This window comes from Streptomyces sp. NPDC032198 (assembly GCF_040636975.1).
In the GTDB taxonomy this organism is placed as follows: Bacteria; Actinomycetota; Actinomycetes; order Streptomycetales; family Streptomycetaceae; genus Streptomyces.
In genome coordinates this window covers 95,480-119,579 of the sequence record NZ_JBEZVL010000021.1, presented here as the reverse complement: position 1 = coordinate 119,579, position 24,100 = coordinate 95,480, and the positions used below count along the sequence as shown (strand labels likewise).

Sequence of the window (24,100 nt, the reverse complement as noted above, 5' to 3'; positions counted from 1 at the left end):
GGCCACAACGGCTGGATCACCCTCGCCTGGTGCCTCGGACTCTCCACCCTCGGCTACCACTGGTCAAAGACAGTCTTCAACCGCGACCCGAAGTAACCGCCATGACGACGCGGGCCAACTCCCGCACCTCGCCTCGCCCAAGGGTGGCGTACTCCGACACCGCGTCGGCGCGCGCCGCCCTTTCGGCGTATTCATGGCAGAGCGTTCAGAACATTCGGGGCGTTCAGAGCATGATGAGCAGACGCGTTTTCGGCTTGAGCTTCCTGTTCACCGAACGACTCTGTACGTAGACCTCCAGTTCGGGATTATGCCCCGCCTTCACCGAGACGGTTCCTTGGATACCGGTCCCGAACAGAAGGTTCCGCGCCGCATCTCCCGTATAAGCGCGATCGGTGCTCTTCTCGACCACGATTACTTCCTTGTTGGGCTGCACCTGGGCACGGGTGCCCAACTGGTAGTAACAGGAACCGCGTTCGTACGCCACGCCCGGATGCGAATCGACGAAGGGGCGGATCTCGACTTCCTTGTCGACCTTGAGCAGTCGGTACCTGTCGGCCGGAATCGGTTCGAGATTTGCCCGTACTTCGTCGATCGATATGTCCTGACCGACGGTGAACAGGTTCTTCGTGCCGCGCACGCCCTTCTCGCGGGCCCGGAGGAAGCTGGTGGCGGCGGCACGCACGGTGCCGATGGCCTCCTCGACGCCCTCCTGGGAGTCCGCGTCCCAGATGGCTATGTTCCCGGCGGGGAAGCCGTAGTTCTGCGCTGTCCGCTTGGCCAGGGAGTTCGGTACCAGGATGGCGGACGTCCAATGGTCGGGGAGCCCGCCCATCTTCGCCGCGATCCGGTCGAGCCAGGGGCCGAGGATCTTCATGTCGCCGTCGTGTCGCCTGTCGCCGCCGGAGGCATTCTCCTCACCGTCCGTCACGACGATCTGGAGGAAGCTGTGCTCGCCGTATTCCTCCCAGATGTGTCCCAGGTCGTCCAGGGATTTCAGCGATGCCTCGATGAGGGCCGTGGCGCCATTGTTCACTTGGTAGAGACCCCGCATGGACGGAAGATGCTTCACATCCATGTCCCAGACGAGATTCTCCACCCTGTGGTCGAAGGAGTAGAGGCTTATGCGGGTCTCGTGGCCGAGGCTGTCGGACTCGGCTTTCAACCCCGCCACGAACTCGTCCACAACGCGGATGAGTTGACTCTCGTGCGGACGCATGGAACCCGAACAGTCCACTACCAGAGCGACGTGATTCACCTTGTGCTGAATCCTGTTGGCGGACATGCTTCTGCTCCTTCTTCGAGGCATCCCCGAGCTGCTTCCCGAGTGATTTCACTCTATAAGGAGGCACTGACAACGGCCCTTGATGCCTCGTCACCCGGCCGCCGTCGCTACGGCCTTGCGAGCCACAGGTCGGGGCCGAACACCTCGTAGTGGATGTCGGCGGCAGCCACGCCCTGGTCGAGGAGCTGCCCCCGCACCGCGCGCATGAACGGCAGCGGCCCGCAGAGGTAGGCGCGGGTACCGGGCGCCAGGGGTACGACGCTGAGGCCGACGCGGCCGGTGTGGTGTCCGGAGCCGGGATCCTCGTACCAGAAGTGGGCTGTTCCGGCCGGGAGTTTGGCCGCCAGGGCCTCGTGATGGGCGCACAGTGCGTGGCTTTCGGGGGAGCGGTCGGCGTGCACGACCCTCACGGGTCCCGGGTGTGCGGCTGACGCGAGCTCTTCGAGCATGGCCAGCACGGGTGTGCAGCCGATGCCCGCGGAGGCGAGCAGCAGGGGTGCGTCGCCCGGCTCCAGGACGAGGTCGCCGTAGGGCGGCGAGACGTGCAGCAAGTCGCCCTGCCGGACGTGCGCGTGGAGGTGGTGCGAGACCTCTCCGTCGTGGTCGCCGCTCGTGCCGGTGACCTTCTTGACCGCGATCGCGCGGGTCGTGGCGGACGGTGCGCCGATGAGACTGTACTGGCGTATCTGCCGGGCGCCGTCAGGTAGTTGTACCTGTACGGAGACGTACTGTCCGGCCCGGAACGCGGGCGCCGGGCCGTCGTCGGCCGGGCAAAGCAGGAACGACGCGACGTGGGGCGTCTCCTCCGTGCGGTCCACCACCTCCCACGGTCGCCATACGTCTGCGTCGAGCACGCCCTGCTCCGCGTACAGCCGACTCTCGATCGCTGTCAGGGCGTTCGCCATCAGCCAGTACACCTCGTCCCACGCGGCGGCCACCTCAGGTGTCACCGCGTCGCCGAGAACCTCGGCGACGGCTTCGAACAGGTGCTGGTGCACGACCGGGTACTGGTCGGCCCGCACACCGAGCGACGCGTGCTTGTGCGCGATCCGGCGCAGCATCACGTCGGGCCGGTCGTCCGGGTGCTCGACCAGGTAGGTGGCGAAGGCCGCGATGGACCCCGCGAGCGCCCGGCGTTGGGTGCCGGCGGCCTGGTTGCCGCGGTTGAACAGGTTGCGGAGCAACTCCGGACGGGCCGCGAACAGCTTCCCGTAGAAGCGCTCGGTGATGTCCTCGATGGCGGAGCCGACCGCGGGAAGCGTGCTGCGGACGACGGCGGCGGAATGCCCGGTGAGCATCAACGGACTCCTTAATCTGCATTTCAGATTCGTATTTAGAGGTGTGCGGCGACGCTGGGCCGTCGGTGGTGGCGCGGTCAGTCCGCTCGGGGCGTGGGGGAGAGTGAGACGAGCAGCGGGCCGGTGGGTGACTTGGTGAGATCGGTGAGCGACAGCGGATCGAGTGAGGCGAAGAAGGCCTCCTGTGCCTGGCGCAGCGCTCCGCGCAGACGGCACGCGGCGCGCAGTGGGCACGGCGTCGCCCCGTCGCAGTCCACGATGTCCCCCGGCCCTTCGAGCTCCCGCACGATCCCGCCGACCGAGGCGTCACGCCCTGATGCGGTGAGGATGAGCCCGCCACCCCGGCCGCGCCGCGCCTCGACCAGCCCCATGTGCTGCAACTTCGCGACGGCCTTCGCCGTGTGCGTATACGGACCTGGGTCTACTCCTGGCTCGGATCGCCCGGCGTCGGCGTACCGGAGAACAGCGGGCAAGCGGCCACCCGATCGACCAAGATGGGGTGCCGTCCCGCGCGGATCGCCGCCCCTCTCGAACGGAGCCGACACATGGAGTATCCGGATCTCTCCGCACTGCCCGTGGAACTGCAGGAGGTCGTGACCGCGTATGGCTCGCTCAACGTCTTCCGGATGCTGATGCACTCACCGAACCTGGCGCCCGGCGTACTGACGCTCGGCGACGCGGTCCTGCAGCGCAACTCGCTGCCGGACACCTTGCGCGAACTGGCCATCGTGCGGGTCGGTCATGCCTATGGAGCGGCCTACGAAGTGCATCATCACGAGAGAATCGCCCGTGTCGTCGGCCTGGGGGAGGACGCGCTCACCGCCGCCGAGACCGGTTCGGCCGGGACACTCCCCGGCCCGGAGGCCGCGGTCCTGACCGCCACGGACCGCCTGCTCGCCCGGCACACCCTCGACGGGGCCGCGCGAGAAGAGGTGTTGCGGTTCCTGACGGTGAACCAGCTGGCGGATCTCGTCATGACCGTGGGCTACTACCAGCTCATCTGCGGCTTCCTCAACTCCTTCGAGGTCACGACCGAGGGCGAGACGTCCTAGCTCCATGGCGGGACGAACTCCGGCACCATGGGTCAGGCCCCTGCCGATCAGTCTCTGCGATCAGTCCTTGCGCTGACGGGCCTTCGTCGATTCGTTCCGGCCCCCGCGGGGGTGCCACAACCGCAGCCACACGTCGCGTGCGTGACGCCCCGCCTCCGTGCGGCTGCGCGCCACCATCTCGCGCGCCTCGTCGTGCGTCTCGACCATGGGGCCCGAGCCGCGCAGCGGCCTGCCTGCTGTCTCGTGCAGGAAGAACGTCGAGATCAGGCCGATCGCTCCTGCCACCATCAAGTAGAAGGCTGGTACCAGCGTGTTGCCGGTTTTTTCCACCAGGAAGGAGGCGAGCAACGGGGTGGTGCCGCCGAAGAGGGAGACGGAGATGTTGTACGCGATGGACAGCGCGCCGTAGCGCAGACGCGTCGGGAAGAGGGCCGGCAGGGTCGCGGCGGCCGTACCGGCGAAGCAGACGAGAAGCAGCCCGAGGATGGCACAGCCGAACGCGGGCAGCAGGATGCCGCCCTCCCGGATCAGCAGGAACGCCGGAATGGCGAGCGCGATCAGTGCGATGCTGCCGCCCATGAACATCGGGCGCCTGCCCCACCGGTCGGAGCTGCGGCCCACCGTGGTGATGGCGAGAGCGACGAGCAGCATGGTGCCGAGCACCAGCAACTGGGCCGTCGTGTCGCTCTCGCCCAACGTCACTGTCATGAACGTGGGGAGATACGACGTCACCATGTAGTTCGTGACGTTGTAGAGCAGCACGAGCCCCATGCAGATCAGCACGGCCTGCCAGTGGCGGGTGAAGATCTCCTTGAGCCGTCCCTTGCCGGACTGACGGGCCTGCTCGACGGGGTCCTCCTCGCCGCGCTCGGGACCCGCCTCTCGCTCCGCCGCGGCGGTGGCCGCCTCCTGCTGGAAGGCGGGCGTCTCCTCCAGCTTCAGCCGCATGTACAGGCCGATGAGCCCGAGCGGTCCCGCGATGAAGAAGGGGATGCGCCAGCCCCAGCTCTCCAGGCCGTCCGACCCGAGGGTCAGTGTCAGCACCGTCACCAGACCCGAGCCCAGCGAGTAGCCCACGAAGGTCCCGAAGTCGAGCCAGCTGCCCAGGAAGCCGCGCCGCTGGTCGGGGGCGTACTCGGCGATGTAGGTGGTGGCTCCGGCGTACTCGCCGCCCGTGGAGAACCCCTGGACCAGTCGGCACACGAGCAGCAGCAGCGGGGCGGCGAACCCGATCGAGGCGTACGTGGGCAGCAGGCCGACGGCGAACGTGCTCGCGGCCATCATGATCATGGTGGCCGCGAGCACCTTCTGCCGGCCGATGCGGTCGCCGAGAGGCCCGAATACGAGGCCACCCAGCGGGCGGACGAGAAAGGCAGCGGCGAATGTGGCAAACGTGGCGACGACCTGCGCCCCTGGCGAACTGGACGGAAAGAAGACCTTTCCGATCGTGCCCGCCAAATAGGCGTAGACGCCGAAGTCGAACCACTCCATGGTGTTGCCGAGCGCGGCGGCCGTCACCGCGCGCCGCACCTTCGGGCGGTCCGAGACCATCACGTCCTCGGCACTGAGCGCCTTCTTGCGGCGGCGCAGCAGCGTGCGCGCCATACGGTCGGTCGCCGACCGTGACGCGCGCGTCGATTCCGTCTCAGGCCCCCGGGGCCGCCGGGGTTTTCTGTGCGGAATGCCTTTCACCATGAAGCTTTTCTCCTCTTGCCTGAGAAAAAGCTGTGTCGCCGCAAAATTAGGCTGATCAAGGGCGACCGGCAAATTGTCCGCCTGCCCTGGCCCGGAGAGCCTCGCCCATGTTCTCCGCTCGCCAGCGGCGCAGAAGTTCATGGAAGGCGACGGCGCCGTGCGGGTAGGCCGTGGGGCCGTTCGGGCGGCCGCGGCCCTCGCCGTTGTAGTAACCGGGGGTGCATTCGGCGTGGAACCACGCGTGGTCGGGGGCGCCCTGCGCGCAGATGTCGATCCAGGCGTCCTCGGCCTCGGGGGCCGGCTCGACGACGGCGCCCTTCTCCTCGGCGGCGGCGACCAGGGCGGCGGCGTGCACGGCCTGCTCGTCCAGGATGTGCGTGAAGTTCACGCTGCTGGCGTTCTGCAGTGAGCCCATCCGGATCAGGTTCGGAAACCCGTTGCTGGTGAAACCGTGCAAAGTGCGCGGACCCCGCTGCTTCAGCGCGCTCAGGAGCTGGATGCCGTCGCGGCCGGTCACCGGCAGCTTCCCGGAGGTGACGCCGGACAGGCCCACGGAGAACCCGGTGGCGAACACCAGGCAGTCGACCTCGTACTCCACTCCGCCCACGACGACACCACGCTCGCTCATGCGCTCGATGCCGTGGGTGTCGGCCGTGTCCACCAGGGTGACGTCGGCGCGGTTGAACGCGGGCAGGTACGTGTCGGAGAACGTGGGGCGCTTGCACGCGTACCGGTACCAGGGTGCGAGGGCCGCGGCGGTCGCGGCATCGGTGACTTCGGAGGCCACGCGTGCGCGGATCTGGTTCATCGTCGCGTGGTCGGCGACCTCGTATGCGGCCTCGAAGTCCGGCTCGCCATGGCGGCGGAAGCTGGGCAGGAGCTTTTCGAGCAGCCCGGCCGACTCCGTCCAGCGATCGGCCACCAGGTCCTGCTCGGCCTCTTCTCCCGAGCAGATGCGCAGGAAGTTCTCACGGCGCTCACCGGCCCAGCCCGGCCGCTCGGCGCCGACCTGGCGCGGCGTCATGGGCTGCTGGCCACGCACGTCCACGGCGGAGGGGGTGCGCTGGAAGACGTAGAGGTGACCGGCGTCCGCAGCCAGCATCGGGATGACCTGCACACCGGTGGCACCCGTGCCGACGACGCCGACTCTCTTGCCCGCGAGGCCCGCCATGCCTCCCTCGGGACTGCCGCCGGTGTACGCGTAATCCCAGCGAGAGGTGTGGAAGGTGTGGCCCCGGTAGTCCTCGATCCCGGGTATGCCGGGCAGCTTGGGCTCCGAAAGTGTGCCGGTGGCGGTGATGACGTAGGTGGCCCGGAACTCATCGCCGCGATCGGTGGTGACCACCCACTGCTCAGCCGTCTCGTCCCAGGCCAGGGAGGTGACGGCGGTGGAGAACAGGGCGTGCTCGTACAGGTCGAACTGCTCGGCGATACGCACCGCGTGGCGGCGGATCTCCTCGCCCGGGGCGTACTTCCACCCGGGCACGTAACCGGTCTCGTCCAGGAGCGGAAGGTAGACGTGGGACTCGATGTCGCAGTGGATGCCGGGGTAGCGGTTCCAGTACCACGTGCCGCCGAAGTCGCCGCCCTTCTCGACGACACGCACCTTCGCCACGCCCTGCCGGCGCAGGCGCGCGCCCGCCAGGATCCCGCCGAACCCGCCACCGACGACGGCGACGTCCACCGTGTCGTGCAGAGGCTCGCGCTCGGTCGCCTCGCCGGCGTACGGGTCGGCGGCGAAGTAGCCGAACTCCGCCTCGGCGGGCCGGTACTGGCCCGTGCCCTCGGGGCGTACGCGGCGTTCCCGCTCGAGGCGGTAGCGCTCGCGCAGGGCGACGATCTCCTGCGGGGTGGGCTGATTGGCGCACTGCGGCAGGGACATGGGGCGAGGTCCTCTCGTGGGGGTGGGGGGAAGCGCGTCGGGCGCCGCGCGGGCGAGATCAGTGCCCTCGCCGGGGGCGCCCCGAGCGGTCAGAGGTACCGTAACCCAGGAACCGGACAGTGTTGTCCGGTTGGGTTCGATGCCTCCCCGCGAACCGCCCGAGCGCCACGACACGCGATGACGCCATGCCACGCGACGACGCCACGACACGCGACGACATGACGCCACGACAGACATGACGCCACGACATGAAAGGCCTGCGATGCCGAACATCACCCCCGCATCCCCGCTGCGCGACTGGCTGGCGGAACCCACCGCCGGACAGGTTCTGCGTGGTCTGCTGGTCTCCCAGGGGCAGAGCGAAGAGGCCCTCGCCCCGGCCCTCGGCCTGCCGCTTGAGCAGCTCGTGCAGATGTCCGGGGGGAAGTTCCCCGCGGAACTCGTGGACGTACTGGTCACCGCCGCCGAGACCGGGCAGATCCCCGACAGCCTGCCGGCGGCGCCGCCGACCGAGGCCGCCGCGACCGCCGAGCCCGACCCGGGCGTCGAGATCGGTGCCCCCGAGCCGTGGATCGAGCAGGTCACGCCGGGCCGCTTCGGCGGTCAGAAGGTCGTCGTCACCGAAGCCGCCTCCGGCATAGGCAAGGCCGTCGCCTCCCGCATCGTGCGCGAGGGCGGCATCGTGGTCGCCGTCGACATCTCCGCGGGCGGCCTCGCGTCCCTGGCCGCGGACCTGGGCGAAGCGCTCGTGCCCGTCACCGCGGACATCACCGAACCCGCGTCCGCCGACGCGGTCCTGGCCGCCGCGGCCGGCCGCGTGGACGCCCTGGCGAACGTCGCGGGCGTCATGGACAACGACGCCGCCGTGCACGAAGTCGACGACATCACCTGGGAACGTGTCCTGCGCATCAACGTCGACGGCCCGATGCGCCTGATGCGCGCCGTCGTGCCCGGCATGCTCGCCGCGGGAGTCGGCCGGATCGTCAATGTCGTCTCCGAGGCGGCCCTGCGCGGCTCGGCGGCCGGAGCCGCGTACACGACCTCGAAGCACGCGCTGGTCGGCCTGACGATGTCGTCGGCCTATCAGTACTCGGGAACGGGCGTACAGATCAACGCAGTTGCCCCGGCGCTGTCGCCACCGGCATCGCGATGCCGGCCGCCGCCCCGTACGGCTCGGCCCGCACCGCGAAGATGCGCGTGGCGATCCCGCGTCTCGCCATGGCCGAGGAACTGGCTGCCTCGATCACGTTCCTGCTCAGCAAGGACGCGGTGAACATCAACGGCGCCATCCTGCCGTCCGACGGGGGCTGGTCGGCCGCCTGACCCTGACCCATGTCCGGCTGCCCCGGCCTCATGGGCGGCCGCGACCGCACCCGTACCTCACCACGTCTCCTGCACATCACCACGTCCGAGCCGTTCGGACGTGCAGGAAGGAGCACCCCACCGCATGAACGCTCGTTGCACGCCCCGCCGCCGTCCCCGCGCCGCCCTGGCGGTTCTGGCCGCCGGCGGCCTGCTGGCCCTGACCGGCTGCGGCACCCAGACCTCGGCCGCCCCGGCCTCGCGCCCCGCACAGTCGGGCGAAGGCAGGGCCATCCGCGCCACGCAGGTCGCACACGTGACGGACCCGCACGAGGCCACCGGCAGGACCCTGCTGGAGGGCCCGGTCCTGGACGAGGACGGCGACCTGTACGTCGTGGACGTCACCGCGCCCGCCGGCGAACCCAAAGTCATCTCCGTGGACCTGGCCACCGGAAAGCACAAAGGCATCTACACCGACAAGACGGGCGCCTACACCTCCGCGCAGATCAGCCCGTACGACGGCCGCCTCTACCTCACCGACTACACCGGATCCGTCGTCAGCACCGAGCCGGACGGCTCGCACCCGCGCACATTCTTCTCGGGTGAGGTCGACGGCTCCACGATGAACCTCGACGACATCGCCTTCGACGACGAGGGCAACCTGTACGTCAGCGACCTGCACGGTATGGAGCCGGGCAAGGCCGAGGGGCGCATCGTGCGCATCGACCGCGACGGTGGGAAGGCCACGGTCCTTGCTGACGGGCTCGCCCACCCCAACGGGGTCATGTTCGACCCTGACCTGCGCGGCTTGTGGATCAGCGAACTCGCCGAGAACACCATCTCGTACCTGTTGCTCGACGCCGACAAGACCGCCGTGACCTCTCAGCACGAGGCCATCCACGTCGACGGCGGCGTGGCCCAGACCGACTCCATAGCCGTGGACGCCGACGGCAACCTCTACCAGGCACTGCATGGCCGACCGGCCATGGCCGTCTACAGCCCCGACGGTGAACGGCTCGCCACTGTCGAAGTTCCCGCCAAGTCTGCCAAGGGGCTGGAGTCGGCGACCAACGTCGCCATCACCCAGGGCGGCACGAAGGCGTACATGACCGTGAGCGGTCCCGACGGCGGGTACGTCTACCGCTTCACCGCGCTTGGCGAGGGCATCCGCCAGTCCAACGGCGGCTGACGGTCACCCGTCCACGGGAGTCTCGACGGGCCGCAACGGCCCCACGTCGACGCCGAGCAGGCGCCAGGCCGCCAGCGCACGGTGCTCCCGCTCGTCCGGTGTGGGGCCGTTGACGGCCCCGGACACCATGGCGACAGCGAGCATGACGTCGTCGGCGGACAGCCGATGGCCTGCGGGCAGGCACCGGGACAGGACGCTGTGGACGCGTCCGGCCAGCGCCAGGGCCTGCTCGCTGTCACCCCGTGCGCCGCGTATGCGCAGGAGGTCGACGAAGGCCGTCGAGCGGGTCAGATGCCAGGTGACCACGCCCAGGACGCTCGCCAGATCCGCGTCGGGTTCGTGCGCGGCCTGTTCGATCTGCTGGACGTTCTCGTCCAGGACGGCGGAGGCCAGCGCGATCCGGTCGGCGAAGTGCCGGTAGAGGCTGCCCTGCCCCACCTCGGCGCGGCGCGCGACGGCCGACAGCGGTGCGTCCAGCCCTTGCTCGGCGAACACTTCTCGGGCGGCGGCGATGAGGGCGGCGCGATTGCGGGCCGCGACCCGCCGCCCCTGGTTGGCCGGACGGACCGCGCCGACCGTGCTGCCCTGCACGGCGGCCGAGCCCTGGGCGGCCGACTGCGGGCCCTGGGGCTCGATGTGGTTCATCACGCTCGAAGGGTAGTACGACCGCTCTGTCCGCTTCGGCATCCGGCTCGACGACCGACCCCGTACGTGTCACCGTCTTGACCGGTGACGCATGAGCGAGCGAGACTCGTCACCTGTGGAACCGGTGACGCTGCGGGTCTGGTCCTTGTCGCGCTCAGCTGCTCTGCGGTTGCCGAGAAGTGGAAGAGGAACAGGAGGCCGGATGCGTGGGACGGATGACGTCGGCATCGGGATCGAGGCTGTCGTTTTCGACGTGCTGGGAACGATGGTGGATGAGACCGGAGGACTACGGGCGGCCCTGAGCGAGGCGGTGTCCGCGTCCGGCGGGGCGTCTGCCGACGAGTCGCCCGGAGGGGCGTCCGTGGAGCAGCTGCTCACGGTCTGGCGGGAGCACGTCGAACGCGAGCAGCGGCGCATCGAGGAGGGCGGCCGAGCGTATGCCAACAGCGAGGTCGTCGACCGGGAGGCGGCTGAGCGTGTGGCCGAGCGTGCCGGGCTGAGCGATCCGGTGGCGATCGGCCGGCTGGCCGGCGCGTCGCGGCGCCTGCGGCCGTGGGGCGATTCCGCTGCCGGACTTGCGCGCATGGCCGGACAATTCCCTGTGCTGGGGCTGTCTCACGCCAGCCGCGGGACGCTGCTGCGACTGAACGCGTACGCGGGTCTGCGCTGGCACCAGGCGTTGTCCGGCGAGGACGTACGGGCCTACAAGCCCGCACGGGAGGTCTACCGGCTCGCGATCGAGGCGGCGGGCTGCCCGGCCGAGCGGGTGCTCATGGTCGCCGCGCATGCGTGGGACTTGCGGGGAGCGCAGGCGGTGGGGATGCGAACGGCCTATGTTCAGCGCCCGGTGGGGGATCCGCCGAGGAGCGGCGACTCCTTCGACTGGCAGGTGGAGGGTCTGGAGGAGCTGGCGGACGTGCTGGCGGCGGTGTAACGCTGCCGATGTGCGCCGCGAGGCCCTCTCCATGACCCTGTGCACGTGTCCCCGCCCGGCACAGCCGGTGACGTCATACGTCGGGGCGGTGGCACAGCACCGGGACCCGTTGCGTGGCGTTGTTCCCGAAGCCGCCCCGGTTCCAGGGCTGTTCCACGGGCTGGGTGTGTCCGTCGGCGTCGGACGCGCGGACGGACAGGGTGTGGTGGCCGGCGACCGCGGTCCACGTGGTGTGCCAGGGCTGCCAGCCCCAGCGGTGCGGGCCGCGGGGAGTGACCTCGGCGTCGACCCAGGTGCGGCCGTCGTCGGCGCTGACCTCGACCCGCGTGACCGGCCCGTATCCGGACCAGGCGCGCCCCTCCAGCTTCACCGGCCCGGGGCGCACGACCCGGACGCGCGACATGAAGTCCGGGAAACCCGGGGGTATCAGGAGGGCGCGCGGGGCTATGTGCGTGACGGGCTCACCAGCGTCCTCGGGGGTCTGCCGGTAGCGATACGCGACGGCTTGCTGGAAGCCCGTGAAGGGGGAGCCGATCAGTTCGATCCCGCGCAGCCATTTGACGCTCGCCATGCCGTACCAGCCGGGGACCACGAGCCGCAGCGGGTAGCCGTGCTGGGGCGGGAGCGGGCCGCCGTTCATCTCATACGCGAGCAGTACGTCCGTGTCCGCGTCCACGGGGAGCGGCAGGCTGCGCCGGTAGTCCTGTTCGACGCCGCGCTCGACACCGTGGTCCGCCCCTGTGAACACGGCCTCGACCGCGTCCTCTTCGACTCCCGCCGCCGCGAGCACGGTCCGCAGTGGAACCCCGGTCCAGTCGGCGGTTCCCACCGCCTCCACGAGCCAGGGCTGGCTGACCGGCCGCGGGTGCAGCCGGGCCCGGCCGTTGCCCGCGCACTCCATCGTGACGCGGTGGGTGACGGCGGGCAGCGCCCGCAGGTCCGCGAGGCCAAGTTCCAGGGGCGTGCGAACCAGGCCGCTCACGGAGAGCCGCCACGCGTTCTCCTCAGCCATGGGGATGTCGTAGTGGACCAGCACGTAGTGGAGGCCGGGGGGTGTGACGTCGTGACGCATGGCTTCCAGCGGCAGGCCGTGATTGCGTGCCGCGAGGGCCAGCTCTTCCTCGCTGATGCCCTCGTCGGCGGCGGCGACGCGCCCCGGCGCGCTGACATCGCCGAGGGATGTCGGCTCCATACCTCCATGGTGGCCCGTGCGACGCGGGTCCGCACGGTTACACGGTTGGAGGACGAACGAATTTCTCGGGGGAGGGGACAGCAGAAAGCCCCGGACGGATTCGATCTGGTCCGGGGCTTCGCGTTGAGCGCTGGGCAGGCCTTGCACCTGCATTTCCCCGCAGGAAGCGGGGCGTCTTTCCTTGGACGACCAACGCGGGGCCCGCTGCCGGAAGTTTCCCGCTGCGAGCTCAAGATCAACTATAGCCTGCGGGATGAGTGCTCCGTGCCACGCCCGGCGCTGTCCTCGCCGGGCTGTGCCCGGGCCTTCCATGGCTGTGCGGTCTGGGCGCAGAGGCGGGAGTGATGGTCACATCGAGTGACCCGGCACGAGTGTTTCGTTGTGACCTTAACCCTCAGGCTTAGCTTTACTGTCGGCTTCTGTCGAGCGCGGAGTGCCGAGCACGGAGCACGAGGCGCCTTCCTCTCTGAACGTTCAGGGGATCGAGGAAATCGGTTGCCTGGCGGCCAGGGTGGTGGATGCAATGTCCGGCATGATCACCCATCGCAGCCCGGGAGACGCCACCTCATGAGTACGCCGCCATCGCCATCCGGAGAGCGAGCAGGAACGGGACCAAAAACAGGAACAGGAGCTGGAGCGGAGAGGGCTGACGGGGCGTCCGTCCGGATCGGCGCTCTCGTTCCGCTCACCCGGCCCGGCTGGGTAGGAGCGGGCCAACACCTGCTCGCCGGACTGGAGCAGGGAGTTCGCGAAGTCAATGACGCCGGAGGGATCGCTGGAAGGTCAGTTGAACTGGTGGTCCGCGACACCGCGGCTGATCCGCGGAGGGCAGTGGACGCCGTGGACGAATTGGCCGCCCTGGGGGTGGCTGCCGTGGTGGGGGAGTATCACAGCGTCGTCGCTCGCGCCGCGGCCGCCAGGGCAGACGCCGTCGGTCTGCCGTTCCTCTGCTCGTCAGCGGTTCTCGACGCGCTCACCGAACAGCCGACGGAATGGGTCGCGCGCCTCTCCCCGCCGCAGTCCCGAGGTTGGCAGGTCTACGCGGACTTCCTTCTCGGCGCGGGCCACAGCCGCATCGCGGTAGCAACGCAGCCGAGCGTCTACTGGGCGTCCGGGACCCGCATCCTGCGCGACTACCTCGCGCCACGGGGCGGCACCGTCCTCGAACTCGACATGAGCGTGCTGACCCCCACGACGTTGTGCGACGAACTCGTCGAGAACGGCGCGACAGCCCTCCTGTTGCTGGCCGGACACCCGGAGCCGGCCGTCCCGATCGTCAAGTCCGTACGCCACGACCAGCGCCTCGGCGAGATCCTGATCGGTGCTCCGGCCGGACAACCGGAGCTCGCCGAATGGGCCGCGCTGCTGGGCGGCGACGGCGCCGCGATCCCGTTCCTGCGGTACCTGCCCGAGCGGCTCAGTCCCCTCGGTACGCGAGTCGGGACGGCCCTGCGTGAGCGGCTGGGCGCAGCGCCTTCCTTCGTCGCCTTCGAGGGGTACGACACGATCGCCGTCCTCGCCGAAGCCCTGCGTTCCCATGGCACGGACCGGGTGGACCGGGCACGCATCGCCGAATCCTGGCCGCGCGTCGCAGTCGAAGGCACCCGTGGCCAGATCCGGTTCTCCCGCATCCCGGGCATCAGCGTCTGGCAGTGGGCGCGGACGCCGATCCAAGTCGTCGATCGAGACCCGGCGGACCCCGATCGCTTTCGAACCCTTCACGCCGACTGAGACCTGCCCCTCCCTCTGAGACCTGCCCCTCCCTCGGCCAGAAACCAGGTGCGTACAGGCGGTGCGGTGACGTCTGATCAGGGCATGGCAATTGTGGTGAGCGAGCCGGGAGTTGACGGTCTGAGTCAGGCTGTGGGCGTGCTGCGGGAGTGGCAGTACCTTGTGGCGTAGAGGAAATGCGTAGGGTCGGCCTGTTTTCGGCTCCGTCGAAGGAGGACGGTGGAGGTAGGGCGTACCGTCCGCGACGAGCTCCCCTCCACGGCCGGTGCTGCCCGACCATGGGCGCCGACGCGGCGGGAATGCGTCGGCGTTCATGGGCGGTGGGCAGCTCCAGCAGTGTCGAGCAGTGGCGCTCAGCGGCGATCGGTAAAGTCGCAGCCATGCATGGTGTGCGGGTGGTGCTGATCGGGGGAACGTCGCACGTCGGGAAGTCGACCGTCGGCCAAGTGGTGGCGGACAGAGCGGGATTCGAGTACCGGTCGACGGACAGACTCGCCCGGCACCCGGGGCGCCCCTGGCGAACGCCGGACTGGGAAGTTCCCGCGCACGTCGCGGAGCACTACAGAACCCTCCCGGTGGACGAACTGATCGCGTCCGTGCTGGACCACTATGAGCGGCTGTGGCCCCGCATTCAGGAACTGATCACGGAGTACGCGGCCGGGCGGCAAGGTGTCGGAGGGGGCCTGGTCCTGGAGGGGTCGGCGCTCTGGCCCGACCGTGTCGCGAGTCTGACGGCCCCTCACACGGCTGCCGTGTGGCTGACCGCGGAGGAGTCTGTTGTCCGCGCCCGGATGTACGAGGGCAGCCGCTACACGGAAGCCGCCGCCGAGGATCAGCACCTGATCGAGAAGTTCCTGGCCCGCACCGTGCGCTACCAGGCGCTCATGCGAACTGCCGTCGACAGGCTGGGCCTTGACCGCATTGAAGCCGACAGAGGCCGGTCTCCTGAGGAACTGGCCGACGTGGTGCTCACGGCTGTCGGCTCGCAAGGTGCGGTCGGACGCTCGACCGCCGGATGATGACGCCTGCTGCGATGGCCCGCGGGCAACTCCGTCAGGTCGGGGCGACGGTCGGCCATGAGGTGGTTCTCGCCACCCGTGAGCGCTTCGAGCAGGCGGTGACCCGCGCCCGCGCCCAGGAAACCGCCGCCGCCCTCGCCCACGAGGACGGCACCCGCCAAGTCCTCGCGGCCGTCGAACGGCTCGGCCGACGTTGAGGGGTCGGGGGGCTGAGGATCTGAAGGGTGCACCCATGCGTCAGTAGAGGCCGGAAAGGCCAGCCGTTATACGGAATCGGCTACTCCCGTGTGGCAGGGGCACACGGAGGCCATGACTCTGGCGAGATCTCTTCCCGACAGCCCCACCGAGTGGTGGATCTTCCTCGGGGGCCTGGCCCTCTATCTGCTGGGGCGGTGGTTCTTCGCCTGGCGCCAGGCCCGCTCGGAAGGACGAAGAAGTCCTGCGCGCGCCGCGCTGAACGAGGTGGGGGACGACGATCACCCCGACATGTACCCGGCGGGGGTCGCAGCCGGAGGCTTCTACAGCTGGCAGCAGTTCATCGGGTTCCTGATCGGCGCGGCGGTGCTCGTCGTGATAGCCGGTCTGACGGACGGGCCGCTGCGCCTCGCGCTGCTCTGGGTCTTCGCCCCGGTGCTGGTGATCGCCCTCGCGTACCTGGACTTCCGAACAGCCCGCAAGGCGAGTGCGAAGAAGGCCCGCACGAGCACCTGAGGGGCTGGCGGGTGTGCAGCGCGGTGTGCCGCCGACCGGGCCCGGCTTTCGCGCCCGCCCGGTATGGCTTCGGAGCGAAGGAGTGATGCGACGCTTCCGACCAGCCCGGGGGCATCGGCATCGCCCTCGCCGCCGTGCTGACGGCCATGCTCGCGCAGGGCTCCTGGCAGTGGTTTGCCACGTACGTCGGGGTGACTCTCCTCGCGGTGGTCTTCTCCTACTACCGTCTGCGCTGGGCATGGCTGTTCCCGATGCCGGGCACGCGCGACAGGTGTGATGCGCTGGGTGCCTACGAGAGCATCCGGGCGGAGGCGTCGCTCGGGAGCCTGGTCGGTCGAGACGGAGTCGCCTTGGCCGACGCCCAGGAGGTCCGGAGCCATGAGGCCGTCGCCGACTGCCTGTCCTCCACCACCCTGTGGCTGCCGGTCGGAAGCCCCCGGATCCTCCGGGGCAGGGCTGAACAGGCCACCGCATACGGCGGGCAGCGGGCCGCAGACTACGCTGACCGCATGATCATCCCGCTCCTCGTCGGCCTCACCGTCCTCGCCACCGTCGGCGCCGTGGGCATCTGGGTGTCCCTGGAGTTCTGCAAGGCGTTCCGCGATCGGAGGCGCATGCCCGCCGGGCCCGCCGCCGGCGGGCAATAGCCCCGATCCAGACCTGAGCACGCAGGACGACGGGTACACGTCGGTGTGCTCACCGCGGCATACGACTACGACGCCCCCGGACCGTAGCGCGCGGCGATGTCCTCCGAGCCCACCCACCGGCTGTAGGTGGGGGACTGCGGCCAGCCCTTGGGGGAGTCCTGCCACTCCTCCTGCCGCCCGTACGGCAGCAGGTCGATCAGCGCGAAGCTGTGGCTGAGCTGCTCGGTGCCGCGGCCGGTCGTGTGCCAGGTGCGGTAGACGGTGTCGCCGTCACGCAGGAAGACGTTGACCGCGAACCCGCCGCCGGGCGGTGCGCCCACGTCGCTGCCGAACGTGCTGTTCGCGGTGGAGTACCAGGTCATCTTGTTCCCGACCCGCTCCTTGTACGCGAGGGCCTCGCCGATCGGGCCCTGCGTGACGATGACGAACCTGGCGTCGTAGCCCTCCAGGAACCCCAGCCGCGTGAACTGTGACGTGAACCCCGTGCAGCCGGGGCACTGCCACTTCTCGCCGGGGAACCACATGTGGTTGTAGACGATCAGCTGCGACGCGCCGTCGAAGACGTCGGCCAGCCGCACCGGTCCTTCCGCGCCCTCAAGGGTGTAGTCGGGCATCTCGACCATCGGCATACGGCGGCGCTGGGCGGCGATCGCGTCGAGTTCCCGGGTCGCAGCCTTCTCCCGAACGCGCAGGTCGTCGAGCTGACGCTGCCAGGTCTCGACGTCGACAACGGGCGGTAGTGATGTGGGCTCCATGAGTGCCTCCGGCTCGCGGTGTGCACGTACAGACCCTTGGACCGATCCCGTGCACGAAACTCATCGCTCCGCGCTGCCGTGAGTCGCCCGCCTCCGGACCCGTCAGCCCCCGGGCGTCGTGGCCGGACCGCCCGCCAGATCCGGACCGCCCGCCAGATAGCGGGTGAGCATCGTGGCGAGTTCGTCCTCGAAGCCGGCGACGCACCGCGGTATCTGTTCCTCGCGGGCGGGATCGGGATCACGCCGCTGCTGCCGATGCTGCGCTCGGCGGTGGCCGCCGGACTCCCCGCGACCCTGCTGTACGTGGGGCCTTCGCTGGACGGCATGCCCTTCGCCGAGGAGCATCGCCGCTCCTACGGGGACCGGGTGCGGATCGTGGAGACCGAGCGGCCGGGGAGACCGGACCTCGACGCCCTCGCGGCCGTGCTGGAGGCCGACACCCTGGTCTACTGCTGTGGTCCCGCGGCCATGCTGGCGGCCGTTGAGGCGGCGTTCCCCGCCGGGAGGCTGCACGCCGAGCGGTTCCAGCCGGTGGCTCGCACCTTCGGCCCCGACACGCCGTTCGAGGCGGTCTGCGCGGCGCGCTCCGGGAGCACCGTCACCGTGCCGGCCGACGAGTCGCTTCTGGATGCCCTGGCCCAAGCTGGGCACGCCCTGCCCTCCGGATGCCGCGAAGGTGTCTGCGGCAGCTGCGAAGTCACCGTCCTGTCCGGCGAACCCGACCACCGGGACGACATCGGCGCCCCCGAGGCCCGCATGTACGCCTGCGTGTCCCGCGCACGATCCCCCCGCCTGATCCTCGACCTCTGATGGGAGCCGTACCCGCAAACTTCCCTTCGCCCTGAGCCTTGCCGCCGCCCGGATCAGCCGACACACGGCCGTAGTCCCCCTGTCGTAATCCGCCTGCATGGTTGATCGTTGGGCCGTGGGAAGCAGGCATAGACCGAACAGGGGGACGACCAATGACCATCAGCCGCAGGGGGCTGCTCGGGGCCGGCGCGGCAGTGGGGCTGCTGAGTGCGTGTGGCTCCAACACCGGCCGCGACGACGGTGGTTCAGGCGATGGGCCCAAGTTGTCGCAGTGGTACCACCAGTACGGCGAGCAGGGCACCGAGCAGGCCGTGAAGAAGTACGCCGCCGCCTACAAGAAGGCGGACGTCAACGTCCAGTGGCGCCCCGGTAATTACGATGAGCAGACCGCCGCCGCGCTCCTCACCGCCTCTGGACCCGATGTCTTCGAGGTGAACGGGCCGAGTCTCGACCAGATCCAGGGCAAGCAGGTCGCCGACCTCACCGAGCTGTTCGACGGGGTCAAGGACGACTTCAATCCGGCCGTCCTTGCCCCGAAGACGTACGAGGGCAGGATCTGGGGCATCCCTCAGGTCGTCGACATGCAGATGCTCTACTACCGCAAGAGCCTGCTCTCCGATGCCGGTGTCCGGCCGCCGCAGACGCTGGACGAGCTCGTGGACGCCGCGAAGAAGCTCACCTCGAAGAAGACGAAGGGCCTGTTCCTGGGCAACGACGGAGGCGCCGGCGTCCTGGGCGGCATGCCCCTGTACGCGGCCGGCCTCGAACTCGTCACCACCGACGGCAAGGTCGGCTTCGACGATCCGGCCGCCGCCCGCGCCCTCGGCAAGATCCACCAGTTGTACGCCGACAAGTCGCTGCTCCTGGGTGCGCCCGCCGACTGGTCCGATCCGTCGGCGTTCGTCCAGGGGCTGACCGCCATGCAGTGGTCGGGCCTGTGGGCGCTGCCCTCGGTGCAGAAGGAACTCGGCGACGACTTCGGCGTCCTGCCGTTCCCGAAGGACGGGGCCGAGGGCAGGCCCGCGGTGCCGGTCGGCGCGTACGCCGCCGCCGTCAGTACCCGCAGCAAGCACCAGAAGGCCGGCAAGGACTTCCTCAAGTGGCTGTGGATCGACAGCACCGACCGCCAGGAGGACTTCGCCCTCGGGTACGGATTCCACATCCCGGCCCGCATGTCCCTGGCGAAGAAGGCGGAGAAGCTCAGGAAGGGCGCCGCGGCCGACGCCGTCCGCTACACCACCGACCACGGCCGTGCCGAACCGCTCCTCTGGACCCCGGCCAGCAGAAGCGCCTACCAGGACGCCCTGAGCCGCATCATCAAGGACGGCGCGAGCCCCGACGACGAGCTCAAGAAAGTCGTGCGGAAGGTGTCCGCCGAGCTCGGCCGGGTGAAGAAGAAGTCGTGACCACGACAGCCCCTCGCGAACAACAGGGAACGGGGCGCAGGAAGGTGTGGGGGACCCAGAACCGCACCCTCTGGTTCTGGGTGTTCGTCGGGCCCTTCCTGCTCGGCCTGGGCGTCTTCACGTACATCCCGCTCGGCTGGAGCGTCTACCTCAGCTTCTTCGACGCCCACAACACCGTCACCCCGGACGACTTCGTAGGCTTCGGCAACTACACGGCGATGCTGCGGAACGAGGCGTTCACCGACAGTCTGTGGACCTTCTTCGTCTTCTCGCTCTTCATCGTGCCGGCGACGTACGCGCTCTCCCTCGCGCTCGCCCTCATGGTCCACCGGCAGCGCCGCGCCCAGGCGTTCTTCCGCTCGGTCTTCTTCCTGCCCGCGGCCTGTTCCTACGTCGTGGCCGCGCTCATCTGGAAGATGTCGATCTTCAACGGGGTGCGGTTCGGGCTCGCCAACACCGTCCTCGGCTGGTTCGGCGGCGATCAGATCGCCTGGCTCTCGACCACCGACCCGCCCTGGTACTGGGCCGTCATCGTCACCGTGCGGCTCTGGCTCCAGGCAGGCTTCTACATGGTGCTCTTCCTCGCCGGACTCCAGCGCATCAGCCCCACCCTCTACGAGGCGGCGGCGGTGGACGGGGCGCGGCCCGGCTGGCAGGTCTTCCGGCACATCACGTTCCCGCAGTTGCGCGCCACGTCCGTGGCGGTGGTGCTGCTGCTCGTCATCAACGCGTTCCAGGCGTTCGACGAGTTCTACAACCTGCTCTCGGATTCCCGCGGCTACCCGCCCTACGCCAGGCCCCCGCTCGTCTACCTCTACTACACGGCGCTGGGCCAGGGGCAGAACCTCGGTCTGGGCAGCGCTGGCGCCGTCCTCCTCGCGCTGATCATCGCGGTGGTGACGGTGGGTCAGGCGAAGTGGTTCGGGCTCGGCAGGAAGGACGCGGAATGAGCGAGCATCCGAGGGCCGGGCGGGACGACTCCAGGGTCAGAGCGGGCCGCGCGCTGCGGCTTTCGCTCCTGATCGCGCTCGCGCTCCTGTTCCTGATCCCCTTCTACCTCCTCGTACGCAACGGGCTCTCGGCCGAGAGCGACATCACCTCGCCCGAGTGGACCTTCTTCCCCTCCTCGCTGCGCTGGGGGAATGTCAAGGAACTCTTCGACGACACATCGGTACCGTTCGCGCGCTCCCTGCTCAACTCCTCGCTCATCGCGGTCGCGACGACGCTGGGCACGCTGCTGCTTGCCTCGCTGGCCGGCTACGGTCTGGCCCGCATTCCGTACCGCCACGCGAACAAGGTGTTCTACGCGATCCTCGGCACGCTGATGGTCCCGGCCTCGGTCACCTTCGTGCCCAGCTTCGTCCTGGTCTCGTCGCTCGGCTGGGTGTCGACGCTGCGCGGCCTGATCGTGCCGACCCTGTTCTCCGCCTTCGCGTGCTTCGTCTTCCGGCAGTACTTCCTCGGTTTTCCACGGGAGCTGGAGGACGCGGCGCGCGTCGACGGGCTCGGCTACTGGCGTACGTACTGGCGGGTGGTCGTGCCCAACTCCCGGCCGGTCTTCGCGGCAGTGGGCACGATCGTCTTCATCGGCGCGTGGAACTCGTTCCTGTGGCCGCTGGTCATCGGCCAGGACCGGAACGCGTGGACGGTGCAGGTGGCCCTGTCGTCGTTCACCACGTCCCAGGTGATCAGGCTGCACGAACTCTTCATCGCGGCTGCCGTGTCGATCGTGCCGCTGCTCGTGGTGTTCCTGTTCTTCCAGCGGTGGATCGTGGCGGGGGTGGAGCGGTCGGGCATCGACGACTGACCCCGCCCCGACCCGAAAGGACCGGCGCTGGGGGCCCGTTGCCGGGTCCAGGGTGAAGCCCACTTCGATCCACTCGCCCTGGCTCGACTGCGCGATCCCCGGGCCCCACCAGGTGTTGCTGAGCTTGTCGAAGACGAGCTTCGGACCGTGGCCCGCGTACGAACGTGAGGCGCGGATCGTGTCCGGCTCGACCGGCGCCCGCTTGGCGAAGTGGTCCCGGGTGGCCTGGATACCGGCGGAGAGGTTCACCGCGGCGAAGATGAGCAAGGTCAGGACGATGGCCAAGGTGACCCAGGTGCCGATGTTGTCGAACACACGGCGCAGCCGCGGGCGGTCGGCCGACTTCGAACGGGGCTACGCGGTCACGGCGGGGGCGGTCTTCTTCCGTGCGCGGTAGGCGGCGGCCTTGAGCTTGTTGCCGCAGGACTCCATGCCGCACCACTGGCGCCGCATGCCGCGGGAGCGGTCGATGTAGACCCGCGTGCACTCCGGGTTGCCGCACTCCTTCAGCAGCGGCACGTCCGGGCCGCTGAGCAGCTCGACGGCCTGCCGGGCGACGGTCGCCAGGGCCTGGCCGGGGGTCGCCTCGTTGTGCCGCCCGGCCACGGTGAGTTGTGGCGTCACGGGGGTCTCGCGCGCCGCGCCGTTGAGCACGGCGAGCGCGTCTCCGTCGAACTCCTCGCCGAGGCGGCGTTTGGTGAGGAGCCGGTAGACGGCCTCGCGCACGGTCCTCGCCTCCCGGACGTCCTCCTCGTCACCGGGGGTGATCGCGTCCACGAGGCCGGACTCCAGATACCAGGCATTCAGCCGCTCCGGCGTCACGAGCACCTCGAACCGGGAGGAGCGGCGCGCACGGAGTGTGGCCGCGAAGTCGAGGGCCGGGTGTCCGCAGACGAATACATGGTCGAGGTTCACATCACCATCCTGGCAGGTGACTGTTACGGAACACAATCATCGGCACTGCCCGCCCGTGCGCAGGCGCCCGGGTCAGGAGCGGGAACGGCTCGCCACAGTGCCCTCCGACTGTCCGCTTCCGCCCCCGAGCCGTATCTCGCGGCCCTGCCACCGTCGGCGGAGCCAGCGGTCGTGGCTCGCGACGACGATCGCGCCGGGACCGGCACCCAGCGCCTCCTCCAGTTCGTCGCACAGGCGCGGGGAGAGATGGTTGGTGGGTTCGTCGAGCAGCAGCAGGTGGGGTGGCCGGGCCACCAGCAGTGCCAGCGCGAGCCGCCGCCGCTGCCCTACCGACAGCCTGCCGACAGGCTTCTGCAGGTCCTCCGTGTGCAGCAGGCCGAGCGATCTCAGCGGCACCTCATCGGCCCGCACCGGGCCCAGCGTCAGCTCGTAGGTGTCCTGGGCCGTGCGGTCGGGCCGGTCGAACACGGTGTCCTGGGCGAGCAGCCCCACCGTCAGGCCGCGCCGTCTGCGTACCTCGCCCTCGGCGGTGAGATGGCCGGTGAGTACGGCGAGCAGCGTCGACTTGCCCGTTCCGTTGCCGCCCGTGACCAGCAGCCGGTCCGTCGCCGACACCTCCAGGTGCTCCAGCGCGAGCCGCCCCGGCACCCGTACGTCGCGCAGCGAGACCAGGGGCTGCGGGCTTTCGTCCGCCTCGGCGGCCAGCGCTCCCGCCGCGAACCGCAGGGGGTGCGGCGGCTGTGCGACCTGGGCGCGCTCCAGCTCATCGAGGCGCCGCGCGGCGTTGCGGACCCGGCGGGAGATCTGGCTCTGCACCCGGCCCGCCCGGTGGCCGTAGCCCATCTTCTCGTTGTCGCGCGGTCCCCGGTCCGGCGCGACCCGGTGTGCGGTCACGCCCGCCGAGCGGCGCAGTTCCGCCAGCTCCTCCTGCTCCTCGACGTACCGCCGCTCCCAGCGCTCCCGCTCGGCGCGCTTGTGGCTCAGGTAGGCGCTGTAGTTGCCTCCGTGCCGGACCGGTCCTTCCACCGCCGGGTCGAGGTCGACGAGGTCGGTGCAGACGGCGTCGAGGAACGCCCGGTCGTGGCTCGCGGCCACCACGGTTCCCGGCAGATCGCGGAGCTGCTGTTCGAGGAAGGCGGCAGCGTCGTCGTCGAGGTGGTTGGTGGGCTCGTCGAGGAGGAGTGCCGACGGCCGCCGGACGAGCAGCGCGGCCAGGGCGAGCCGGCCGCGCTGCCCGCCGGACAGCGAGCCGAGCCTACGGTCGTGCCCGAGGGTGCCCAGGCCGAGGCCGCCGAGGACAAGTGCCGCGCGGCGGTCGGCGTCCCAGGACTCGCGGTCCTGGGCCAGTTCGAGACGCCTGCCGTAGGCGTCGAGGAGGTCCTGGTGGCCAGGGGCGTCGTCGGGGACGCGGGCGAGTTCCTCGCTGAGCCTTTCGAGCTCCGCGAGGTCTTCCCGGGCCTCGCGCAGCGCCTCGTCCAGGACAGCGGCGATGGTCGAACCAGTGTCGTAAGGCATCTCCTGGTGCAGAAACCCGAGGTCACCCGGGCGCGAGACGCTTCCCACGTCGGGTTCGTCCACACCGGCAAGGACCCGCAACAGGGTGGACTTGCCGACGCCGTTCTCCCCGATCAGACCGATGCGGTGACCGGGGGAGGCGGTCAGGGAGACACCGTCCAGGACACGTCGGCCGCCGAGGTTGCGTACGAGGTCATGGGCGACCAGAGCCGACTGGACCTGGCTCCGGGGTTGGTGTCGGGGGTGGAGTTGGGGCACAGGAATCCGTCCGATGTGGTCGGTGGTCGGCCCGCCGGGCGCACGGCCTCGGCGC

The 24,100-nt window shown here is 69.7% G+C and carries 23 protein-coding genes and 2 pseudogenes; 15 read left to right on the top strand and 10 right to left on the bottom strand.

What is annotated here, in order from left to right; all coding sequences use genetic code 11:
• Nucleotides 1-96, top strand: a pseudogene (locus AB0E78_RS39535) (ABC transporter permease); the annotation flags it as partial.
• Nucleotides 97-223: 127 nt separating this feature from the next.
• Here AB0E78_RS39535 and AB0E78_RS39530 read toward each other — a convergent pair.
• From AB0E78_RS39530 to AB0E78_RS39520, 3 genes and pseudogenes are all read right to left on the bottom strand, one after another.
• A complete protein-coding gene (locus AB0E78_RS39530) occupies nt 224-1,282 on the bottom strand; it encodes a vWA domain-containing protein (protein WP_361843813.1) in 1,059 nt (352 codons plus the stop codon).
• Between the two features lie 107 nt (nt 1,283-1,389).
• On the bottom strand, nt 1,390-2,580 hold the full coding sequence (locus AB0E78_RS39525; protein ID WP_361843811.1) for a globin domain-containing protein: 1,191 nt from the start codon (nt 2,578-2,580) through the stop codon (nt 1,390-1,392).
• A 77-nt stretch (nt 2,581-2,657) separates the two neighbouring features.
• Nucleotides 2,658-2,993 (bottom strand): annotated as a pseudogene (locus tag AB0E78_RS39520) (Rrf2 family transcriptional regulator); the annotation flags it as partial.
• A 132-nt stretch (nt 2,994-3,125) separates the two neighbouring features.
• Here AB0E78_RS39520 and AB0E78_RS39515 point away from each other — a divergent pair.
• Entirely contained in the window at nt 3,126-3,632 is a 507-nt protein-coding gene (locus AB0E78_RS39515; protein ID WP_361843808.1) for a carboxymuconolactone decarboxylase family protein, read from the top strand.
• A gap of 60 nt (nt 3,633-3,692) precedes the next feature.
• Here AB0E78_RS39515 and proP read toward each other — a convergent pair whose 3' ends face one another.
• A complete protein-coding gene (proP, locus tag AB0E78_RS39510; protein WP_361843806.1) occupies nt 3,693-5,237 on the bottom strand; it encodes a glycine betaine/L-proline transporter ProP in 1,545 nt (514 codons plus the stop codon).
• A 145-nt stretch (nt 5,238-5,382) separates the two neighbouring features.
• On the bottom strand, nt 5,383-7,209 hold the full coding sequence (locus AB0E78_RS39505; RefSeq protein WP_361843803.1) for an NAD(P)/FAD-dependent oxidoreductase: 1,827 nt from the start codon (nt 7,207-7,209) through the stop codon (nt 5,383-5,385).
• A gap of 262 nt (nt 7,210-7,471) precedes the next feature.
• Here AB0E78_RS39505 and AB0E78_RS39500 point away from each other — a divergent pair, with 262 nt between their 5' ends.
• On the top strand, nt 7,472-8,482 hold the full coding sequence (locus AB0E78_RS39500; protein ID WP_361843800.1) for an SDR family NAD(P)-dependent oxidoreductase: 1,011 nt from the start codon (nt 7,472-7,474) through the stop codon (nt 8,480-8,482).
• A 174-nt stretch (nt 8,483-8,656) separates the two neighbouring features.
• Nucleotides 8,657-9,700 carry an SMP-30/gluconolactonase/LRE family protein gene (locus AB0E78_RS39495; RefSeq protein ID WP_361843798.1) on the top strand — a complete coding sequence of 348 codons (1,044 nt, stop codon included), beginning with the start codon at nt 8,657-8,659 and terminating at the stop codon, nt 9,698-9,700.
• Nucleotides 9,701-9,703: 3 nt separating this feature from the next.
• Here AB0E78_RS39495 and AB0E78_RS39490 read toward each other — a convergent pair whose 3' ends face one another.
• Nucleotides 9,704-10,348 (bottom strand): helix-turn-helix domain-containing protein, encoded by a 645-nt coding sequence (locus AB0E78_RS39490; protein WP_361843795.1) that lies wholly within the window; start codon nt 10,346-10,348, stop codon nt 9,704-9,706.
• Between the two features lie 199 nt (nt 10,349-10,547).
• Between AB0E78_RS39490 and AB0E78_RS39485 the strand changes: the two genes are divergently transcribed.
• Nucleotides 10,548-11,279, top strand: a complete 732-nt coding sequence (locus AB0E78_RS39485; protein WP_361843793.1) for a haloacid dehalogenase type II — start codon at nt 10,548-10,550, stop codon at nt 11,277-11,279.
• A gap of 73 nt (nt 11,280-11,352) precedes the next feature.
• Here the strand turns inward: AB0E78_RS39485 and AB0E78_RS39480 are convergent, their stop codons facing one another.
• A complete protein-coding gene (locus AB0E78_RS39480; RefSeq protein ID WP_361843790.1) occupies nt 11,353-12,471 on the bottom strand; it encodes a sulfite oxidase in 1,119 nt (372 codons plus the stop codon).
• 666 nt (nt 12,472-13,137) lie between these two features.
• Between AB0E78_RS39480 and AB0E78_RS39475 the strand changes: the two genes are divergently transcribed.
• From AB0E78_RS39475 to AB0E78_RS39455, 5 genes are all read left to right on the top strand, one after another.
• A complete protein-coding gene (locus tag AB0E78_RS39475) occupies nt 13,138-14,202 on the top strand; it encodes an ABC transporter substrate-binding protein (RefSeq protein ID WP_361843828.1) in 1,065 nt (354 codons plus the stop codon).
• Nucleotides 14,203-14,582: 380 nt separating this feature from the next.
• Complete coding sequence (locus AB0E78_RS39470; RefSeq protein WP_361843787.1) at nt 14,583-15,221, top strand: hypothetical protein; 639 nt, start codon at nt 14,583-14,585, stop codon at nt 15,219-15,221.
• Nucleotides 15,218-15,418 (top strand): hypothetical protein, encoded by a 201-nt coding sequence (locus AB0E78_RS39465; protein WP_361843786.1) that lies wholly within the window; start codon nt 15,218-15,220, stop codon nt 15,416-15,418. Before AB0E78_RS39470 ends, AB0E78_RS39465 begins: the two co-directional genes overlap by 4 nt.
• 112 nt (nt 15,419-15,530) lie before the next feature.
• Nucleotides 15,531-15,932: a hypothetical protein gene (locus tag AB0E78_RS39460; RefSeq protein ID WP_361843783.1), complete on the top strand. Its 402-nt coding sequence runs from the start codon at nt 15,531-15,533 to the stop codon at nt 15,930-15,932.
• Nucleotides 15,933-16,066: 134 nt separating this feature from the next.
• Nucleotides 16,067-16,579 carry a hypothetical protein gene (locus AB0E78_RS39455; RefSeq protein ID WP_361843780.1) on the top strand — a complete coding sequence of 171 codons (513 nt, stop codon included), beginning with the start codon at nt 16,067-16,069 and terminating at the stop codon, nt 16,577-16,579.
• Nucleotides 16,580-16,644: 65 nt separating this feature from the next.
• On the opposite strand, the gene AB0E78_RS39450 is transcribed toward AB0E78_RS39455, so the two are convergent.
• Nucleotides 16,645-17,334 carry a DUF899 family protein gene (locus AB0E78_RS39450; RefSeq protein WP_361843778.1) on the bottom strand — a complete coding sequence of 230 codons (690 nt, stop codon included), beginning with the start codon at nt 17,332-17,334 and terminating at the stop codon, nt 16,645-16,647.
• A 78-nt stretch (nt 17,335-17,412) separates the two neighbouring features.
• On the opposite strand from AB0E78_RS39450, the gene AB0E78_RS39445 reads away from it, so the two are divergent.
• The 5 genes from AB0E78_RS39445 (at nt 17,413) to AB0E78_RS39425 (ending at nt 21,754) form a co-directional block, all read left to right on the top strand.
• The gene (locus AB0E78_RS39445) at nt 17,413-18,144 is read left to right on the top strand and encodes an iron-sulfur cluster-binding domain-containing protein (protein ID WP_361843777.1); all 732 of its coding nucleotides are present in this window, start codon (nt 17,413-17,415) and stop codon (nt 18,142-18,144) included.
• A gap of 152 nt (nt 18,145-18,296) precedes the next feature.
• Nucleotides 18,297-19,550 (top strand): sugar ABC transporter substrate-binding protein, encoded by a 1,254-nt coding sequence (locus AB0E78_RS39440; protein ID WP_361843774.1) that lies wholly within the window; start codon nt 18,297-18,299, stop codon nt 19,548-19,550.
• Entirely contained in the window at nt 19,547-20,500 is a 954-nt protein-coding gene (locus AB0E78_RS39435) for a sugar ABC transporter permease (RefSeq protein ID WP_361843772.1), read from the top strand. The genes AB0E78_RS39440 and AB0E78_RS39435 overlap by 4 nt, the downstream gene beginning before the upstream one ends.
• Nucleotides 20,497-21,357, top strand: coding sequence for a carbohydrate ABC transporter permease (locus tag AB0E78_RS39430; RefSeq protein ID WP_361843769.1), 861 nt, complete (start codon nt 20,497-20,499; stop codon nt 21,355-21,357). Before AB0E78_RS39435 ends, AB0E78_RS39430 begins: the two co-directional genes overlap by 4 nt.
• 124 nt (nt 21,358-21,481) lie before the next feature.
• On the top strand, nt 21,482-21,754 hold the full coding sequence (locus AB0E78_RS39425) for a hypothetical protein (protein WP_361843768.1): 273 nt from the start codon (nt 21,482-21,484) through the stop codon (nt 21,752-21,754).
• On the opposite strand, the gene AB0E78_RS39420 is transcribed toward AB0E78_RS39425, so the two are convergent.
• Both AB0E78_RS39420 and AB0E78_RS39415 read right to left on the bottom strand, forming a co-directional pair.
• The gene (locus AB0E78_RS39420; protein ID WP_361843765.1) at nt 21,712-22,272 is read right to left on the bottom strand and encodes a CGNR zinc finger domain-containing protein; all 561 of its coding nucleotides are present in this window, start codon (nt 22,270-22,272) and stop codon (nt 21,712-21,714) included. The two genes, AB0E78_RS39425 and AB0E78_RS39420, sit on opposite strands and share 43 nt — an antisense overlap.
• 72 nt (nt 22,273-22,344) lie before the next feature.
• Nucleotides 22,345-24,045, bottom strand: coding sequence for an ABC-F family ATP-binding cassette domain-containing protein (locus AB0E78_RS39415; protein WP_361843762.1), 1,701 nt, complete (start codon nt 24,043-24,045; stop codon nt 22,345-22,347).
• Between the last annotated feature and the right edge of the window lie 55 nt (nt 24,046-24,100).

Coding starts and splice junctions, on each gene's coding strand:
- AB0E78_RS39495 (WP_361843798.1), top strand. CDS start 8,657: ATGAACGCTCGTTGCACGCCCCGCCGCCGTCCCCGCGCCGCCCTGGCG.
- AB0E78_RS39485 (WP_361843793.1), top strand. CDS start 10,548: ATGCGTGGGACGGATGACGTCGGCATCGGGATCGAGGCTGTCGTTTTC.
- AB0E78_RS39500 (WP_361843800.1), top strand. CDS start 7,472: ATGCCGAACATCACCCCCGCATCCCCGCTGCGCGACTGGCTGGCGGAA.
- AB0E78_RS39530 (WP_361843813.1), bottom strand. CDS start 1,282: ATGTCCGCCAACAGGATTCAGCACAAGGTGAATCACGTCGCTCTGGTA.
- AB0E78_RS39480 (WP_361843790.1), bottom strand. CDS start 12,471: ATGGAGCCGACATCCCTCGGCGATGTCAGCGCGCCGGGGCGCGTCGCC.
- AB0E78_RS39525 (WP_361843811.1), bottom strand. CDS start 2,580: ATGCTCACCGGGCATTCCGCCGCCGTCGTCCGCAGCACGCTTCCCGCG.
- AB0E78_RS39505 (WP_361843803.1), bottom strand. CDS start 7,209: ATGTCCCTGCCGCAGTGCGCCAATCAGCCCACCCCGCAGGAGATCGTC.
- AB0E78_RS39470 (WP_361843787.1), top strand. CDS start 14,583: ATGCATGGTGTGCGGGTGGTGCTGATCGGGGGAACGTCGCACGTCGGG.
- AB0E78_RS39465 (WP_361843786.1), top strand. CDS start 15,218: ATGATGACGCCTGCTGCGATGGCCCGCGGGCAACTCCGTCAGGTCGGG.
- AB0E78_RS39515 (WP_361843808.1), top strand. CDS start 3,126: ATGGAGTATCCGGATCTCTCCGCACTGCCCGTGGAACTGCAGGAGGTC.
- AB0E78_RS39460 (WP_361843783.1), top strand. CDS start 15,531: ATGACTCTGGCGAGATCTCTTCCCGACAGCCCCACCGAGTGGTGGATC.
- AB0E78_RS39440 (WP_361843774.1), top strand. CDS start 18,297: ATGACCATCAGCCGCAGGGGGCTGCTCGGGGCCGGCGCGGCAGTGGGG.
- AB0E78_RS39450 (WP_361843778.1), bottom strand. CDS start 17,334: ATGGAGCCCACATCACTACCGCCCGTTGTCGACGTCGAGACCTGGCAG.
- proP (WP_361843806.1), bottom strand. CDS start 5,237: ATGGCGCGCACGCTGCTGCGCCGCCGCAAGAAGGCGCTCAGTGCCGAG.
- AB0E78_RS39430 (WP_361843769.1), top strand. CDS start 20,497: ATGAGCGAGCATCCGAGGGCCGGGCGGGACGACTCCAGGGTCAGAGCG.